This is a genomic window from Nocardioides sp. Arc9.136, assembly GCF_030506255.1.
GTDB lineage: Bacteria > Actinomycetota > Actinomycetes > Propionibacteriales > Nocardioidaceae > Nocardioides.
Map to the genome: position 1 here is coordinate 1,486,237 of NZ_CP113431.1, position 17,345 is coordinate 1,503,581.

Genomic DNA, 17,345 nt, shown 5'->3' on the forward strand with positions numbered 1-17,345 from the left:
CGCGGGTCCTGCGACGGTCGCGGCTGGCGCCGCCCGCCGCGGGTACCTCCCCGGCATGGCGACGACGATCGGACGAGGCCTGGCCGCAGGGGCCGTGGGCACCACGCTGCTGAACGCGGCCACCTACCTCGACATGGCCCTCACCGGCCGCGAGGCGAGCGCGCAGCCGACGCGCACCGTGCTCCGCCTGGCCGGGTCCCTCGGGCTGGAGCCGCCCACCGACGGCGGCCGGCCCGAGGCGTACGGCGCGCTCGCCGGCACCGCGACCGGTCTCGGCCTCGGCGTGGCCGCCAGCGCGCTGCGCCGGGCTGGGCTGCGCCTGCCGGGGCCGGTCGGGGCGGTGGCGACCGGTCTCGCGGCGATGGCCGCGACCGACGTGCCGATGGCCGCCGGCGGGCTCACCGACCCGCGGGAGTGGTCGGCCGCGGACTGGACCCGTGACGTCCTCCCGCACCTCGCGTACGGCGCCGGCGTCCAGTGGACCCTCGACCGGGTCACGCCGCCGGCCGGCGAGGTGGCGCCGACCGGGCGGGTCACCGTCGGGCTGCTCGGGCGCAGCCTCGCGCTGGGCGCCGCTGCCGGCAGCCGCACGTCCCTCGCCGTCGCGGGTCCGGCCCTGACGTCGGGCAACCGTGCCCGGGGCGTCCTCAGCGCCGGGCTGGTGGCCGCAGAGGTGGTCGGCGACAAGCTGCCGCAGGCCCCGAGCCGGCTCCAGGCCCAGGCGACGGGCGGCCGGCTCCTGGCCGGCGCCGGCGGCGGCGCCGCCCTGGCCGGCCGTGCCGACGCCCCGCGGGTCCTCGCGGTCCTCGCCGGGGCCGCGGGCGCGGCGATCGGCACCGTCGCCGGAGCGCTGTGGCGGGACGCCGCCGAGCGCCGCGGGTGGACCTGGCAGGCCGCCGTCGCCGAGGACGTGGCCGCGGTCGGGCTCACCGCGCTCGCCGTGCGCCGGAGCTGAGGGCGCCGACGCGACGCGCGGGGGCCGCAGGGCGGCCTCGCGGACCGGCGCGGGAGGTACCCTGAGGCCGCTGAGCTTCCCCCGCGCGGCACCCGCCAGCCGCCGCGCGCACGTCAGCGCCGACGCCCACCGGTGTGAGGGAGCCCCCGTTGTACCTGAAGAGCCTGACCCTGAAGGGGTTCAAGTCCTTCGCGTCCTCGACGACGCTTCAGCTCGAGCCGGGCATCACCTGCATCGTCGGGCCGAACGGCTCGGGCAAGTCCAACGTCGTCGACGCGCTCGCCTGGGTGATGGGCGAGGCGAGCGCCAAGTCGCTGCGCGGCGGCAAGATGGACGACGTCATCTTCGCCGGCACCTCCGGCCGCCCACCGCTGGGGCGCGCCGAGGTGGTGCTGACCATCGACAACTCCGACGGCGCCCTGCCCATCGAGTACGCCGAGGTCACGATCAGCCGGACGATGTTCCGCTCCGGCGGGTCGGAGTACGCCATCAACGGCAGCACCTGTCGGCTGCTCGACGTCCAGGAGCTGCTCTCCGACTCCGGCATCGGACGCGAGATGCACGTGATCGTCGGGCAGGGCCAGCTCGACCAGATCCTGCACGCCACGCCCGAGGACCGCCGCGGCTTCATCGAGGAGGCGGCGGGCGTCCTCAAGCACCGCAGGCGCAAGGAGAAGGCGCTCCGCAAGCTCGACGCGACCGAGGGCAACCTCAACCGCCTCAACGACCTCCTCAGCGAGATCCGCCGGCAGCTCAAGCCGCTGGGCCGGCAGGCCGAGGTCGCCCGGCGCGCGCAGACCGTGCAGGCCGACGTGCGCGACGCCCGGGCCCGGCTGCTCGCCGACGACCTGGTGACCGCGCGCACCGCGCTGGAGCAGGAGCTGGCCGACGAGTCGGTCCTGGTGCAGCGTCGCGAGCAGGTCGAGGCGGCGATCGCGTCGGCCCGGGAGGCCGAGGCCGCCCTCGAGGCGGCGCTGCGCGAGGACCTGCCGGCCCTCGCTGCGGCCCAGGAGACGTGGTTCGCCCTGTCTGGCCTGCGCGAGCGCCTGCGCGGGACCCAGTCCCTGGCCGCCGAGCGCAGGCGCAACGCCGCCGGCAGCGCCGGCACCGAGCACCGCGGGGGGCGCGACCCCGCGGAGCTCGAGGCCGAGGCGGAGCGGATGCGCGAGAACGAGCAGCGCACCGCCGCCGAGGTCGACCGGCACCGCACCGCGCTCGAGGAGGCCGTCGCGGCCCGCCGGGCCGCCGAGGACGCCGCCGCGGAGGAGGACCGCCGCATCGCGGCCCTCCAGCGCGCGGCCGCGGACCGCCGCGAGGGGCTCGCCCGGCTGCACGGCCAGGTCAACGCGCTGCGCTCGCGCGCCTCGGCCGCCGACGACGAGGTGGGTCGGCTCTCCCTCACCCGCGAGGAGGCGCTGGCCCGCGCCGACCGGGCGCAGCGGGACTTCACCGCCCTGGAGACCCGGGTCGCCGGCCTCGACGCCGGGGAGGAGGGCCTCGACGCCGAGCACGAGGCGGCCACCTCGCTGCTCGACGACGTCGAGGAGCGGTTGGCCAAGGTCCGCGACGCGGCCCAGCAGGCCGACCGTGACCGCTCCGCGCTGGCGGCCCGCAAGGACGCCCTCGAGCTCGGCCTGGACCGCAAGGACGGCGCCGGCGCGCTGCTGGGCGCCGCCGACGCCGTCCCCGGCCTGCTCGGGTCGGTCGCGGCCCTGCTCACGGTCCGTGCGGGCTTCGAGACCGCCGTCGCCGCCGCCCTCGGGCAGGCCGCCGACGCGGTCGCCGTCGCCGACGCGGCGGCCGCGGTCGACGCGATCGCCCACCTCAAGGGCGAGGACCTCGGCCGCGCCGGCCTCGTGCTGGGCGGCGCGGGGACCACCGGAGCGACCGACCGGCCGGCGCTGCCCGGCCACGCGACGTACGCCGTGGACGTGGTGCAGTGCCCCGAGGAGCTGCGACCGGCGCTGTCGCGCCTGCTCGACCGGGTGGCCGTCGTGGACGACCTCGACACCGCCCGGTACCTGGTGGGCGACCTGCCGGACCTGACCGCCGTCACCCGCGAGGGCGACGTGCTGGCCGCCCACTTCGCCGCGGGCGGGTCCACGAGCCGCCCCAGCCTCATCGAGGTGCAGGCCGCGGTCGACGAGGCCGCCGCGCAGCTGGCCGAGGTGACGGCGGCGGGGGAGCGGCTCTCCTTCGACATCTCCCGGCTCGAGGCCGAGCGGCTGGAGGCGCAGAAGCGCGCCGACGTGGCGATGGCCAAGCTGCACGAGTCGGACGCGACGCTGGCGGCAGTGGCCGAGGAGCTGGGGCAGTACGGCTCGCAGGCCCGCGCGGCCCGCGGCGAGGCCGAGCGCCTCGCGCAGGCCATCGCCAAGGCCCAGGAGGCCCGCGAGCAGGCGGTGGCGGGACTCGCCGACCTCGAGACGCGCCTGGCCACGGCCCAGGACGCTCCCGAGGAGGAGCCCGACACCGGTGACCGCGAGCGCCTGGTCGCCGCCGCCCGCGACGCCCGCCAGGGCGAGATGGACGCCCGGCTCGCGCTGCGCACCTCCGAGGAGCGCGCCCGGGCGCTGCACGGGCGGGCCGACGGCCTGCTGCGCGCGGCGCGCGCGGAGCGCGAGGCGCGGGCGAAGGCGGCCGAGCGCCGCGAGCGGCTCATGCGCGAGGGGCGGGCCGCGGAGGCGGTCGGCACGGCCGTGGCGCACGTGCTCGTCCGGCTCGAGGTCTCGGTGACCCGCGCGGCCGAGGCACGGACCGCCGTCGAGCAGGCCAGGGCGGGGCGCGAGCAGCAGCTGCGCGACGTGCGGGCCCGGCTGCGCGACCTCGCCCGCGAGCACGACGAGCTCGTCAGCTCCGCCCACCGCGACGAGCTGGCCCGCGCGCAGCAGCAGATGCGGATCGAGCAGCTCGAGCAGCGCGCCGTCGAGGAGCTCGGCCTCGCGCCCGACGCACTGGTCGGCGACTACGGGCCCGACCAGCCGGTGCCGGTCGCACCTGCCGCCGACGCGGCCGAGGACGACCCAGCCCCCGAGCCTGCGCCGTACGTCCGCGCCGAGCAGGAGAAGCGGCTGCGCGCCGCCGAGCGCGCCCTGTCGATGCTGGGCCGGGTCAACCCGCTGGCGCTCGAGGAGTTCTCGGCGATGGAGGAGCGGCACAAGTTCCTCACCGAGCAGCTCGAGGACCTCCGCAAGACCCGCAAGGACCTCCTCGACATCGTCCGCGAGGTCGACACCCGCGTCGAGCAGGTCTTCACCGAGGCGTACGCCGACGTGGAGCGGGCCTTCGACGCGACGTTCGCGCGGCTCTTCCCCGGGGGCGAGGGACGCCTGGTGCTCACCGACCCGGGCAGCATGCTGACCACCGGCATCGAGGTCGAGGCCCGCCCCGCCGGCAAGAAGGTCAAGCGGCTCTCGCTGCTCTCCGGCGGCGAGCGCTCCCTGGTGGCGGTCTGCTTCCTGGTCTCGCTCTTCAAGGCCCGGCCCTCGCCGTTCTACATCCTCGACGAGGTCGAGGCGGCGCTCGACGACACCAACCTCGGGCGGCTGCTCGAGATCTACGAGGAGCTGCGGGAGAACTCCCAGCTGCTCGTCATCACCCACCAGAAGCGGACGATGGAGGTCGGGGACGCGTTGTACGGCGTGACCATGCGAGGGGACGGCGTCTCGGCCGTCATCAGCCAGCGGCTGCGGGAGCCGGAGCCGGCATGAGCGACCGCACCCGCCCCATGCGCGCCGACTACGTCGCGTGGCGCACGATCACGACCCGGTGGCGCGACGACGACGCCTACGGGCACCTCAACAACGCGACGTACTACGAGATGTTCGACACCGCGGTGAACGCCCACCTCTACGAGGCGACCGGCGTCGACATCCGCAGGCTGCCGCAGATCGGCATCGTCGCCGAGACCGGGTGCCGGTACTTCCGCGAGATCGGCTTCCCCGCACCGGTCGAGGCGGGCCTGGTCTGCGAGAAGGTCGGCACCTCCTCGGTCGTCTACCGGATCGGGCTGTTCCAGGGCGACGGCGAGGAGGCCGCCGCCGAGGGCCGGTTCGTGCACGTCTACGTCGACGACACCGATCCCGCGCGGCCGGTCACCCCGGTGCCCGACGTGATCCGCGCCGCCGTCGCCCCGCTCCTGCGCTGACCCGGTGGGTTGCCCCGTGCGCCCCAGGGGTAACACTGAGGAGTGCTGACGATCTCCCTGGTGATGCTGTTCATCGTTCTCGTGGCGGGGCTCGTGGTGACGTACGTCGCGTTCCCCCACCGCGGCCAGCAGGTGCCGCAGGCGCCCTGGCTCGGCGAGGCCATGGAGCGCGTGGCCGAGCGTGCCCCGGTGCTCGACCCCGAGGCCGACGAGGCCGCCGGCGCCCGCCGCCACTGACCCGCGGCACGCGTTTCGGGGGCTCCCGCCCCGGATGATTGGATGACGCCATGGAAGCCGTCTCCGCCCTGATCCTCATCGTCGCGCTCGTGGGCCTCGGCCTCGTCGCGGCCGTCACCGGGCTCATCGTCGGGCGGCGGCGGACGCCGAAGCCGCTGCCGAACACCCACACCGACGTCATCGTCCGGCCGCCGTCGGAGGCGCCCGAGGACGAGGCGGCGGTCGAGCTCAGCTCGCCGCCGGCGACCCTCGAGCCGGAGGTCGAGGCCGAGGTCGCGCCGGTCGACGAGGCGCCCGTCCTGGAGCGACCCGAGGGCACGGCCAGCCGCCTGGTGCGGCTGCGCCAGCGCCTGGCCGGCTCCCAGGGCTCCCTGGGCCGCGGGCTGCTCGCCCTGCTGAGCCGCGACCGGCTCGACGAGGACACCTGGGAGTCGATCGAGGACACCCTGCTCACCGCCGACATCGGCGTCGCGCCCACCCAGGAGCTGGTCGACCGGCTGCGCACCCGGATGCGGGTCGAGGGCGGCACCGGCGCCGACGCCCGGACCGTCCTGCGCGAGGAGCTGCTCACGCTGGTCGACCCCTCGATGGACCGCCGGCTCCAGGTCAGCGGCGAGGACGGCCGGCCCGGCGTGGTGCTGGTCGTGGGCGTGAACGGCGCCGGCAAGACCACCACCGTCGGCAAGATCTCCCGGATCCTGGTCGCCGAGGACCGCAGCGTCGTCCTCGGGGCGGCCGACACGTTCCGTGCGGCTGCGGTCGAGCAGCTCGCGACCTGGGGCGAGCGGGTCGGCGTCGAGGTCGTCCGCGGCCCGGAGGGCACCGACCCCGCCAGCGTCGCCTTCGAGGCGGTCAAGGAGGGCGTGGACCGCGGCATCGACACCGTCATCGTGGACACCGCCGGCCGCCTGCAGAACAAGGCCGGCCTGATGGACGAGCTCGGCAAGGTCAAGCGCGTCATCGAGAAGCAGGCACCGGTCACCGAGGTGCTGCTCGTCCTCGACGCCACGACCGGGCAGAACGGCATGATCCAGGCCCGCGTCTTCAGCGAGGTCGTCGACGTGACCGGCATCGTGCTCACCAAGCTCGACGGGTCCGCCAAGGGCGGCATCGTGGTCGCGGTCCAGCGCGAGCTCGGCGTACCGGTCAAGCTGGTCGGCCTCGGCGAGGGCGCCGACGACCTGGCGCCGTTCGACGCCGGCGCGTTCGTCGACGCACTGCTCGGCTGAAGCGCCTGGCGACCGGGCCGGGCAAACGCGGCACGCCCGGTCCGTAACCGGGACGTAACGAAACTCCAGGACTCGTTTCCTGCTCGCAACATCGCGCGGCGGGCAGCGAAACCTCGGCCGCCGAGTGTTCTCGACAGCGGCCGGACCCGCACCTGACAGCGACGTCAGTCGACGTGCGGGCCGGCCTTCGACGAGAGCAACCCTGGAGGTTTCGTGGACGGCTATTACGCCTTCATGCTGGTGGCGACAGCCCTGGTGCTGATGATGACGGTGCCCGCACTGGCGCTCTTCTACGGCGGCATGTCCCGCTCGAAGTCCGTGCTGAACATGATGATGATGTCCTACATCGCGGCTGCGATCGTCGGCATCCTGTACGTCGCGGTCGGCTGGTCGATGGGCTGGGCCGGCGACGGCACGCTCTTCGCGAACCCCTTCGACCTGTTCTGGCTCGACGGCGTCGGCACCGCCGACTACGTCTTCGTCATGTTCCAGATGACCTTCGCGATCATCACCGTCGCCCTGATCAGCGGCGCCGTCGAGGGCCGGATGAAGTTCGGCGCGTGGCTGGCCTTCGTGCCGCTGTGGGCGCTGCTCTGCTACTTCCCGATGGCCCACATGGTCTTCAGCTGCACCGAGGACTCGCTCATCTGCGGACGGATCGGCGCGCAGGACTACGCCGGTGGCACCGCGGTCCACATCAACGCCGGCGTCGCGGCGCTCGTGCTGGTGGTCCTCCTCGGCAAGCGCCTCGGCTGGCCCCGCGACAAGATGCGCCCGCACAACCTGACGCTGACCATGCTCGGCGCGGGCCTGCTGTGGTTCGGCTGGTACGGCTTCAACGTCGGCTCGATCGTCGTCGTCGACCAGGACATCCCCTCGGAGATGGGCCGCACGTTCGCCAACACCACGCTGGCCACCATGGCCGCCATCCTCGGCTGGCTGGCCGTGGAGAAGCTGATCCACAAGAAGGCCACCTCGCTCGGCGCCGCCTCCGGCATCGTCGCGGGCCTGGTCGCCATCACCCCGGCCGCGGGTGCGGTCGACATCGAGGGCGCGGTCGCCATCGGCGTCATCGCCGGTGCCGTGTGCGCCTGGGCCGTGGGCCTGAAGTTCCGCCTCGGCTACGACGACTCGCTCGACGTCGTCGGCGTCCACCTCGTGGGCGGCATCGTCGGCACGCTGCTCATCGGCCTGTTCTCCACCTCCGACGGGGCCGGCGGCATCGACGGCCTCTTCTACGGCGGCGGCGCCGGCTCCCTGGGCGACCAGGCGCTCGGCGTGGTCGTCGCGGTGGTCTACTCGGCGATCGTGACCGCGGTCATCGCCCTGGCCATCAAGTTCACCATCGGCCTGCGGATCACCGAGGACGACGAGGTCGAGGGCATCGACCTCAGCGCCCACGGCGAGTCGGCGTACGACCTGCACACCAGCAGCCTGGGCGGCGGCGGCAAGTCCGGCGTCCTCGCCGCACACACCGCCCCCGCCTCGGAAGGAGCCAACGCATGAAGCTCGTGACCGCGGTGATCAAGCCGCACAAGTGGGAGGACGTCCGCGAGGCGCTGGAGACCTTCGGGGTCACCGGCATGACCGTCAGCGAGGTCAGCGGGTACGGACGCCAGAAGGGCCACACCGAGGTCTACCGCGGCGCGGAGTACGACATCGCGCTCGTGCCGAAGATCCGCATCGAGATCGTGGTCGACGACAGCGACGCCGACGACGTGGTGGGGATCGTGGTCAAGACCGCGCAGACCGGCCGCATCGGCGACGGCAAGGTCTGGGTGAGCCCGGTCGAGACGGTGGTGCGGGTCCGCACCGGCGACAAGGACGAAGCCGCCCTGTGACCACCCCGACGGCCCGGCCCTCCCCGCGTGGGGGAGCCGGGCCGTCGGCATGGTCGGGCATGATCGGCCCACCTCAGCCCAGCGACCAGGAGAACCGATGAAGCTCGTCACCGCGGTGGTCAAGCCGCACAAGTGGGAGGACGTCCGGGTCGCCCTGGAGTCCGTCGGCGTCACCGGGATGACGGTCAGCGAGGTGAGCGGCTACGGGCGGCAGAAGGGGCACACCGAGGTCTACCGCGGCGCGGAGTACGACGTCGCGCTGGTGCCGAAGCTGCGGCTCGAGGTCGTCGTGGCCGACGGCGACGTCGACGAGGTCGTCGGCGCCATCGAGCGCGGCGCGCAGACCGGCAAGATCGGTGACGGCAAGGTCTGGGTGAGCCCGGTCGACTCGGTCCTGCGCGTCCGCACCGGCGAGCGCGACGACGAGGCCCTGTGACCTCTCGCGCCCCCGCCCCTCCCGGCACGGTCCTCTCCGCCGGCCCCAGGACGCCGTGACCGCCGCCGACCGTGCCGCCCGCACCGCCGACGCCGACGCGCTGTGCGTCAAGGCCTACGACGGCGTCGGCGGTCCCGATGCGGGGATGGCGCTCGTCGCCGTCGGTGGGTACGGCCGCTCCGAGCTGGCGCCCCACTCCGACCTCGACGTGGTCCTGGTCCACGACGAGGGGGTCGACCCCGGCGAGGTGGCCGAGCAGCTCTGGTACCCCCTGTGGGACTCCGGGGCCCGCGTGGACCACTCGGTGCGGGCGCTGCCGGAGATGGTCACCGCGGCCGAGGCCGACCTCAAGGTCGCGCTCGGCCTGCTCGACGTGCGCCACCTCGCGGGCGACCCCGGGCTGTCGCTGCGCCTGCGGACCACGATGCTCGCCCAGTGGCGCCGCGGTGCCCGGGAACGGCTGCCGGAGGTGCAGCGGCTGGTCCGCGCGCGCCACGACCTGGTCGGCGAGCTCGCCCACGTCTCGGTGCCGGACCTGAAGGAGGCCGAGGGCGGGATCCGCGACGCCACCGTGCTGCGAGCGCTGGTGGCCACCTGGCTGGTCGACGTCCCCCACGTCGAGCTCGAGCGGGTCCGGCTGGCGCTGCTCGACGTCCGCGACCTCGTCCACGACGTCGCCGGGCGGCCCAGCGACCGGGTGGTCCCGGAGATGTGGGCCGAGCTGGCCACCCGCCTCGAGCTGCCCGACGCCCGCGCCGCGCAGGTGCACGTCCGCGAGCTCGGCCGGCGGATCACCCACCTGTCCCGGCTGACCTGGCGCCGCGTCGAGGACTACCTGGCCCGCCCCGCCGCGGTCGGCGCGCGCCGACCGGCCCTGACCCCGCTGGCCGAGGGGGTCGCGATGGCCGGGCGCGAGGTGGTGCTGGACGGCCGGGCGCGACCGGCCCAGGACCCCGTGCTGCTGCTGCGCGCGGCCGCGCACGCCGCCGAGCGCGACGTCGTCCTCGCACCGCCGACCGCCGCCCGCCTGGCGCGGGAGTGCGCGCCGCTGCCCGACCCGTGGCCCGCCGAGGCCCGCCAGCTGCTGGTGCGGATGCTCGCCTCCGGGCGCGGGCTGCTCGACACCTGGGAGACGCTGGAGGAGACCGGCGCGCTGGGGGCGGTCCTGCCGGAGTGGGACCGCATCCGGCTGCTCCCGCACGCCTCCGCGATCCACCGCTACACCGTCGACCGGCACGTGGTCGAGACCTGCGTGGAGGCCTCCGGCCTGATCCGGTCGGTGGCCCGCCCCGACGTGCTGATGGTCGCCGCGCTGCTGCACGACATCGGCAAGGGCAGCCTGACCGAGCACAGCGTGGCCGGCGAGCCGATCGCCCGGGACATCGCGCGGCGGATGGGGTTCGACGAGGCCGCCGTGGACCTGGTCGGCACGCTCGTGCGCTGGCACCTGCTGCTCGCCGAGACCGCCACGACCCGCGACCCCGACGACCCCGCGACGGTCGAGCTGGTCACCTCCCGGGTCGGGTCGGTCGAGGCGCTGTCGCTGCTGACCGCGCTCACCGAGGCCGACGCCAAGGCGACGTCCCCCAAGGCCTGGTCGTCCTGGCGCGCCGGCCTGGTGCTCGACCTGGCGCGCCGCGCCCGGGCCGCCCTGGACAGCGGGTCGGCGCCGCCGCCCGTCGTCGCCGACGAGGTCCCCGTGCCGGAGGAGGTGCGCCGCGGCGGGATCTCCGTCGAGGTCGAGGAGCTGGCCGACGGCTCGCGGGTCACGGTGGTCGCACCCGACCGGGTGGGCCTCCTCGCCGACCTCGCCGGTGTCCTCGCCCTGCAGCGCCTGCCCGTGCGCGCCGCCCGCGCCTGGTCCCAGGACCAGCACGCGGTCAGCATCTGGGAGGTCGGCGCGCAGGGGCTGGACCCCGCCGTCCTCCGCACCCGGTACGACGCCGTCCGCTCGGGCTCGGTCGACGCCGCCGCCCGGCTGCGGCCGGCCGGCCCGGACGTGCTGGCGCCGACCGTCGCCGTGCGCCCCGAGGCCTCCGAGCAGTCGACCGTCCTGGAGGTCCGGGCGACCGACCGGCCCGGCGTCGTGCACTTGGTCTGCGCGGCGCTGGCGCGGCTGGGGGTGGCGGTGCGATCGGCGCACGTCGACACCCTGGGGCCGCAGGCGGTCGACGTCTTCTACGTCCAGGAGGTCGACGCCGGGCCGCTGCCGGACGGCCGCGCGGCCGAGGCGGCCCACGCCGTCCGGGCGGCGCTGTCGGGGGAGTAGCTGCCCCGCGGCCGACCGACCGCGACGGTCAGCAGCAGCGCGACTGGGGGTTGTGCTCGCGGAGGTCCGAGCGGTGCCGTTCGTACTCGCGACGTGTCATCGGCCGGACGCCGTCGCGCTCGCACCGCGCCAGGTAGGCCTCCCACCGGGACTCGCCGGTGACCTCCCTGAGGTACCACCGGACCCCGCCGAGGACGCCTCGCCCCGTCATCGTCGGCCCCCGACCGGTTCGGCCCGCCGGGACTCCTCCCAGGCGCGCAGCGCCTCCTTCTCCTCGGCGGTGGGGAAGAAGTCGGCCGGTGCGACGATCCGCGAGGGGGTGTGCGGCACCTCCGTGGTCGGCAGGCCGCCGGCCCGGGCGGCGCGCACCCAGACGACCACGGCGTTGGCGACGACCACGATGACGAGCACGGCGAAGGCCGCCTGCAGCACCCCGTTGAGCGTGGAGTTGAAGACCACCTGGTCCATCTGCCCGGCGTCGGCTGCCGGGGCCAGCACCTCACCGGCGTCCCGTGCCTCGCGGTAGCGGTCGGCCTGGGCGAAGTAGCCGATCGCCGGGTTGTCGGAGAACACCTTCTGCCAGCTCGCGGTCATGGTCGTGACCAGGTCCCAGACGAGGGGGATGCCGGGGACCCAGGCGTAGCGGAGCTTCCCGTGCTTGATGAGCAGGGTGACGCACAGCGCGAGCGCGATGGCGGCGAGCAGCTGGTTGGCGATGCCGAAGAGCGGGAAGAGCTGGTTGATCCCGCCCAGCGGGTCGGTCACGCCGATGTAGAGCATCGAGCCCCAGGCGCCGACGACGACGGCGCTGGCGATCCAGGAGGCCGGTCGCCACGAGGTGTCGCCGAACCGCTTCCAGACGTTGCCGACGGTGTCCTGCAGCATGAACCGGCCCACGCGGGTGCCGGCGTCGACGGCGGTCAGGATGAAGAGCGCCTCGAACATGATCGCGAAGTGGTACCAGAACGCCTGGAGCCCTCCGCCGAAGGCCTCGGAGAAGACCTGGGAGAGGCCGAAGGCCAGCGTCGGCGCACCGCCGGTGCGCGAGATGAGCGACTCCTCCTCGACGGCCGCTGCGGCCGCGGCCAGCTGGTCGGGGGTGATCGTGTAGCCGAGCCCGGCGACGAACTGGGCGGCGCTCTCGACCGTCCCTCCGGTGGCGCCGGCGGGGGCGTTCATCGAGTAGTAGAGCCCCTGGTCGATGACGACCGCGGCGATCAGCGCGCTGATGGCCACGAAGGACTCCATCAGCATGCCGCCGTACCCGATCATCCGTACCTGGCTCTCCTTGGCGATCAGCTTCGGCGTCGTGCCCGAGGAGATCAGTGCGTGGAAGCCCGACAGGGCCCCGCAGGCGATGGTGATGAACACGAACGGGAAGACCTTGCCGGAGAAGACCGGCCCGTCGCCGTCGGTGGCGAACGACGTCACCGCGTCGGCCTGGATCGACGGCGCGGCGATGACCAGGCCGACCGCGAGGAGCACGATCACGCCGACCTTCATGAACGTCGAGAGGTAGTCGCGCGGGGTCAGCAGCATCCACACCGGCAGCACGGAGGCGACGAAGCCGTAGACGACCAGGCAGATGACCAGCGTCTCCTTGGAGAGCGTCAGGTCGTCGCCGAGCGACGAGCCGTCGACCCAGCCGCCGCCGACGATCGCGAGCAGGAGCAGCACCACGCCGATCGCGGTGACCTCCAGGACGCGCCCCGGGCGCAGGTAGCGCAGGTAGAAGCCCATCAGCAGGGCGATGGGGATGGTGAGCCCGATCGAGAACACGCCCCACGGGGACTCCGCCAGCGCGTTGACCACCACCAGCGCGAGCACCGCCAGGATCAGGATCATGATCGCGAACACCGCGATGAGCGCCGCGACACCGCCGACCACCCCGACCTCGTCGCGGACCATCTGGCCCAGGCTCCGGCCGTCGCGGCGCATCGAGAAGAAGAGCACGACCATGTCCTGGACGGCGCCGGCCGCGACGACGCCGGCGACGATCCAGATCGTCCCCGGCAGGTAGCCCATCTGGGCGGCCAGGACCGGCCCGACGAGCGGCCCGGCGCCCGCGATGGCCGCGAAGTGGTGGCCGAAGAGCACCCGGCGGTCGGTGACCTCGAAGTCGACGCCGTTGTCGAGCCGCTCGGCGGGCGTGGCCCGGGTGTCGTCGACCTCGAGCACCTTCCGGGCGATGAAGCGTGCGTAGAACCGGTAGGCGATGGCGTAGGAGCACAGCGCTGCGAACAGCATCCACAGCGCCGAGACGTCCTCGCCCCGGGACAGGGCGAGGACCGCCCAGCAGACGGCGCCGACGACGCCCACGGCGGCCCAGAGGGCGATCGACCGGGGGTCGCGGCGGTGCGGCGGACGGGTGGGCTGGCGGACGTCGGTGGCCGTGCTCATGGGGGTGCTCCTGTCCCGAGTGACTGCGCTCACCCTCGCACGCCGAGCGGGCGGAGGGTAGCCACGGCACCCGGTTAGGATTTGGGTGTCCGACCACCCGTCGTACCCGTCACCGATCGTCAGGATTCACGTGTTCGCCACCCTCTCCGACCGGCTCGCCGACACCTTCAAGAACCTCCGGGGCAAGGGTCGGCTCTCCGAGGCCGACATCGACGCCACCGCCCGCGAGATCCGGATCGCCCTGCTCGAGGCGGACGTCGCGCTCCCGGTCGTCAAGGAGTTCGTGGCCGCGGTCAAGGACCGCGCCCGCGGCGAGGAGGTCAGCCAGGCGCTGAACCCCGCCCAGCAGATCGTCAAGATCGTCAACGAGGAGCTCGTGACGATCCTCGGCGGTGAGACGCGCCGCCTGCGGTACGCCAAGAGCGGCCCGACCGTGATCATGCTCGCCGGCCTCCAGGGCGCCGGCAAGACGACCCTGGCCGCGAAGCTCGCGCTCTGGCTCAAGGAGCAGGGCAAGACCCCGCTCCTCGTGGCCTGCGACCTGCAGCGCCCCAACGCCGTGCGCCAGCTCGAGGTCAACGGCGAGCGGGTCGGCGTCCCGGTGTTCGCGCCGGAGCCCGGCAACGGCGTGGGCGACCCCGTCGCGGTGGCCCGCGCGTCGATCGAGGAGGCCAAGCGCCGCCTGCACGACGTCGTCATCGTCGACACCGCCGGCCGCCTCGGCCTCGACGCCGAGCTGATGCAGCAGGCCTCCGACATCCGCGACGCGGTCTCGCCCGACGAGGTCCTCTTCGTCGTCGACGCGATGATCGGCCAGGACGCCGTCTCCACCGCCCAGGCCTTCCTCGACGGCGTCGGGTACGACGGCGTCGTCCTCACCAAGCTCGACGGCGACGCCCGCGGTGGCGCGGCGCTGTCGATCGCCTCGATCACCGGCAAGCCGGTCATGTTCGCCTCCAACGGCGAGAAGATGACCGACTTCGACCTGTTCCACCCCGACCGCATGGCCTCGCGCATCCTCGACATGGGTGACGTGATGACCCTGATCGAGCAGGCCGAGAAGGCCTTCGACTCCGAGCAGGCCATGAAGGCGGCCGCGAAGCTCAGCGGCCAGGGCGGCGAGTTCACCCTCGACGACTTCCTCGAGCAGATGCAGCAGGTCCGCAAGCTCGGCTCGATGTCGAAGATCATGGGGATGCTCCCCGGGATGGGCCAGTTCCGCGAGCAGCTGGAGAACTTCGACGAGCGCGAGATCGACCGGATCCAGGCGATCATCCAGTCGATGACGCCGGCCGAGCGGGCCAACCCCAAGATCATCGACGGCTCGCGCCGGGCGCGCATCGCGAAGGGGTCGGGCCGCCAGGTCTCCGACGTCAACCAGCTCGTCGACCGGTTCTTCGAGGCGCGCAAGATGATGATGCAGATGGCGCGCGGCGGCGGGATCCCCGGCATGCCGGGCATGCCCGGCATGGGCGGTCCCAAGAAGGGCAAGGCCAAGCCGCAGCAGAAGAAGGGCAAGGGCGCCAAGCGGTCCGGCAACCCGGCGAAGGCCGCCCAGCAGGCGGCCGCCGAGAAGGAGAAGGCAGCCGCCGCCGCGGCCGCCAACCCCTTCGGCACCCCCGGCGGTGCGGACGTGGACTACGAGCAGGCCGCTGCCGCCCTCGACCTGCCGAAGGACTTCTCGAAGTTCCTCAAGTGACCACCACGCTGGTGGTCGACGGCGCCAACGTGGTGGGCAGCCGCCCGGACGGCTGGTGGAAGGACCGGGCGGGTGCCGCCCGCCGGCTGCACGAGCAGCTGCTGGTGGGGGACACGCCCCAGGACGTGGTCGTCCTCGTGCTGGAGGGGGCGGCCAAGGGCGGCGTCCGGCCCGGGCGCGACCAGCACGTGCGCACCGTGCACGCGAAGGGCGCCGGCGACGAGACGATCGTCGCCGAGGCCCGGGCGGCGGCCGGACGGGGCGAGCGGGTCACGGTGGTGACCGCCGACCGGATGCTGCAGGCGCGGGTCGAGGGCGTCGGCGCCCTCGCCGTCGGGCCCTCCTGGCTCCTCGACCTCATCGGCTGAGCCGGCCCGCTAGCGTCGGGGCATGGCTGCGTTGAGGTTCTCCGGACCGGTCCTGCCCGACGGCGGGAGCCGCGACCTGTACGTCGTGGACGGCACGGTCACCTACGAGCCGCAGGCCGGCGCGGAGACGGTCGCCCGCGGGTGGATCGTCCCGGGCCTGGTCGACGCCCACAACCACCTCGGCCTCGAGGACCACGGCGCGGTCGAGGAGTCCGAGGTCGAGGGCCAGGCGCTGGCCGACCGTGACGCCGGCGCGCTGCTGCTGCGCGACTGCGGCTCCCCGGCCGACACCCGCTGGGTCCAGGAGCGCGAGGACCTGCCGCGCCTGGTGCGGGCCGGGCGGCACGTCGCGCGCACGAAGCGCTACATCCGGGGCTACGCCCACGAGGTCGAGCCGGCCGACCTCGCGACGTACGTCGGTCGGGAGGCGCAGGGGAGCGACGGCTGGGTGAAGGTGGTCGGCGACTGGATCTCCCGCGACGTGGGCGACCTGGCGCCGTCGTTCCCGCCGGAGGCGTTCGCCGAGGCGATCGCGACCGCCCACGCCGAGGGTGCGAAGGTGACCGCCCACTGCTTCGGCCGCGACGTGCTGCAGGGCCTGCTCGACGCGGGCATCGACTGCATCGAGCACGGCACGGGCCTCTCGCTCGACCAGCTCGACCAGATGGCGTCGCGGGGCGTGGCGCTGGTGCCGACCGTGATGCAGACGGCCAAGTTCCCGACCTTCGCCGAGCAGGGCCGCGACCGGTTCCCCGACTACGCGGCCACGATGGAGGACCTGCACGCCCGGCGCCGGGAGGTGCTGATGTCGGCCCACGAGGCGGGCGTGGCGATGTACGTCGGCAGCGACGGCGGCGGCGCGCAGCGGCACGGCTGGCTCGCCGGCGAGGTCCTGGCCATGGTCGAGCTGGGCCTGCCGGCCGAGGACGTCGTCGCCGCTGCGTCCTGGCGCGGCCGGGAGTGGCTGGGGTTCCCGGGCCTGGAGGAGGGCGCGAGCGCCGACCTGGTCGTCTACGACCGCGACCCCGTCGCCGACCCCACCGTGCTGTGGGAGCCGGTCTGCGTCGTGCTGCGGGGCCGCGTCGTCGGTCGCGCGCCCGCCTAGGGCACCGGCCCGCCGGTCCGGGCCAGGGTGCGGGTCGGTCCCCGGGGGCGCCCCGTCCCCCAGCGGACGGCGGTGACGAGCAGGACGACCAGGCCGGCGAGCCCCAGGACGAGGGGCACGGCGACCGTCGCGACGATCCCGCCCACGAACCCGCGCACGTCCGGGGCGGGGCCCACCTGCACCGGCGCACCGCCCGCGGCGCAGGTGACCTCGAGCTCCCCGGAGCCGGGGCGGAACCGGCTGTCGGCGGTCCACTCGCCGCTGCCGTCGGACTTCTCGAAGGTCCCGCCCACCGGCCCGAGGCGGACCTCCTGGCCGGTGGTCGCGTCGACGGCCCGGCAGGCGGTCGGGTCGTCGGTGCGCAGCCAGAGCACGCGGTCGCGGTCGTCGTCCACCGTCACGAGGTGGGGCCGGCCGTCGCCGGGGACCGTGGCGTCGGTGTCGAGGAAGCCCGAGAGGGTCCAGACCAGGAGTCCGATCCCGGACGCGACGGCCGCCACGAGGAGCGCGCCGCCCATTGCGAACCACCAGCCGCTCGGCCGGGGCCGGCGCGGGTCCGGCGCGCCCGGCCCGGCGGCGTACGGTGGGGGTGTCGGGGGGCCCGGCGGGACGCTCATGCCCGCACCCTGCCCGATTTCGCCGCGCGGACGCCGTTCTGG

15 protein-coding genes are annotated in these 17,345 nt (G+C 74.4%); 12 read left to right on the forward strand and 3 right to left on the reverse strand.

Annotation, left to right across the window (positions count from 1 at the left end):
- Positions 1 to 55: 55 nt before the first annotated feature.
- The 9 genes from OSR43_RS07200 (at position 56) to OSR43_RS07240 (ending at position 11,114) form a co-directional block, all read left to right on the forward strand.
- Positions 56 to 955: a hypothetical protein gene (locus tag OSR43_RS07200; protein ID WP_302270557.1), complete on the forward strand. Its 900-nt coding sequence runs from the start codon at positions 56 to 58 to the stop codon at positions 953 to 955.
- A 149-nt stretch (positions 956 to 1,104) separates the two neighbouring features.
- On the forward strand, positions 1,105 to 4,665 hold the full coding sequence (smc, locus tag OSR43_RS07205; protein ID WP_302270558.1) for a chromosome segregation protein SMC: 3,561 nt from the start codon (positions 1,105 to 1,107) through the stop codon (positions 4,663 to 4,665).
- On the forward strand, positions 4,662 to 5,102 hold the full coding sequence (locus tag OSR43_RS07210) for a thioesterase family protein (RefSeq protein ID WP_302270559.1): 441 nt from the start codon (positions 4,662 to 4,664) through the stop codon (positions 5,100 to 5,102). Before smc ends, OSR43_RS07210 begins: the two co-directional genes overlap by 4 nt.
- Before the next feature lie 42 nt (positions 5,103 to 5,144).
- On the forward strand, positions 5,145 to 5,339 hold the full coding sequence (locus OSR43_RS07215; RefSeq protein ID WP_302270560.1) for a hypothetical protein: 195 nt from the start codon (positions 5,145 to 5,147) through the stop codon (positions 5,337 to 5,339).
- A gap of 50 nt (positions 5,340 to 5,389) precedes the next feature.
- Positions 5,390 to 6,568, forward strand: a complete 1,179-nt coding sequence (gene ftsY, locus OSR43_RS07220; RefSeq protein ID WP_302270561.1) for a signal recognition particle-docking protein FtsY — start codon at positions 5,390 to 5,392, stop codon at positions 6,566 to 6,568.
- 213 nt (positions 6,569 to 6,781) lie between these two features.
- Complete coding sequence (locus OSR43_RS07225) at positions 6,782 to 8,074, forward strand: ammonium transporter (protein WP_302270562.1); 1,293 nt, start codon at positions 6,782 to 6,784, stop codon at positions 8,072 to 8,074.
- Positions 8,071 to 8,409, forward strand: a complete 339-nt coding sequence (locus tag OSR43_RS07230; RefSeq protein WP_302270563.1) for a P-II family nitrogen regulator — start codon at positions 8,071 to 8,073, stop codon at positions 8,407 to 8,409. Before OSR43_RS07225 ends, OSR43_RS07230 begins: the two co-directional genes overlap by 4 nt.
- Before the next feature lie 97 nt (positions 8,410 to 8,506).
- A complete protein-coding gene (locus tag OSR43_RS07235) occupies positions 8,507 to 8,845 on the forward strand; it encodes a P-II family nitrogen regulator (protein ID WP_302270565.1) in 339 nt (112 codons plus the stop codon).
- 55 nt (positions 8,846 to 8,900) lie between these two features.
- Positions 8,901 to 11,114 (forward strand): [protein-PII] uridylyltransferase, encoded by a 2,214-nt coding sequence (locus OSR43_RS07240; protein WP_302270566.1) that lies wholly within the window; start codon positions 8,901 to 8,903, stop codon positions 11,112 to 11,114.
- Positions 11,115 to 11,142: 28 nt separating this feature from the next.
- Here OSR43_RS07240 and OSR43_RS07245 read toward each other — a convergent pair whose 3' ends face one another.
- Both OSR43_RS07245 and OSR43_RS07250 read right to left on the reverse strand, forming a co-directional pair.
- Positions 11,143 to 11,325 carry a YbdD/YjiX family protein gene (locus OSR43_RS07245; protein WP_302270567.1) on the reverse strand — a complete coding sequence of 61 codons (183 nt, stop codon included), beginning with the start codon at positions 11,323 to 11,325 and terminating at the stop codon, positions 11,143 to 11,145.
- The gene (locus OSR43_RS07250) at positions 11,322 to 13,514 is read right to left on the reverse strand and encodes a carbon starvation CstA family protein (RefSeq protein WP_302270569.1); all 2,193 of its coding nucleotides are present in this window, start codon (positions 13,512 to 13,514) and stop codon (positions 11,322 to 11,324) included. Before OSR43_RS07250 ends, OSR43_RS07245 begins: the two co-directional genes overlap by 4 nt.
- A 130-nt stretch (positions 13,515 to 13,644) precedes the next feature.
- On the opposite strand from OSR43_RS07250, the gene ffh reads away from it, so the two are divergent.
- The 3 genes from ffh to OSR43_RS07265 are packed head-to-tail and all read left to right on the forward strand — an operon-like array spanning position 13,645 to position 16,686.
- Positions 13,645 to 15,213 carry a signal recognition particle protein gene (gene ffh, locus OSR43_RS07255; protein ID WP_302270571.1) on the forward strand — a complete coding sequence of 523 codons (1,569 nt, stop codon included), beginning with the start codon at positions 13,645 to 13,647 and terminating at the stop codon, positions 15,211 to 15,213.
- Entirely contained in the window at positions 15,210 to 15,581 is a 372-nt protein-coding gene (locus OSR43_RS07260) for an NYN domain-containing protein (RefSeq protein ID WP_302270572.1), read from the forward strand. Before ffh ends, OSR43_RS07260 begins: the two co-directional genes overlap by 4 nt.
- A 22-nt stretch (positions 15,582 to 15,603) precedes the next feature.
- Complete coding sequence (locus OSR43_RS07265; RefSeq protein WP_302270573.1) at positions 15,604 to 16,686, forward strand: amidohydrolase family protein; 1,083 nt, start codon at positions 15,604 to 15,606, stop codon at positions 16,684 to 16,686.
- Here OSR43_RS07265 and OSR43_RS07270 read toward each other — a convergent pair.
- Positions 16,683 to 17,303, reverse strand: a complete 621-nt coding sequence (locus OSR43_RS07270) for a hypothetical protein (RefSeq protein WP_302270574.1) — start codon at positions 17,301 to 17,303, stop codon at positions 16,683 to 16,685. The genes OSR43_RS07265 and OSR43_RS07270 overlap by 4 nt on opposite strands.
- Between the last annotated feature and the right edge of the window lie 42 nt (positions 17,304 to 17,345).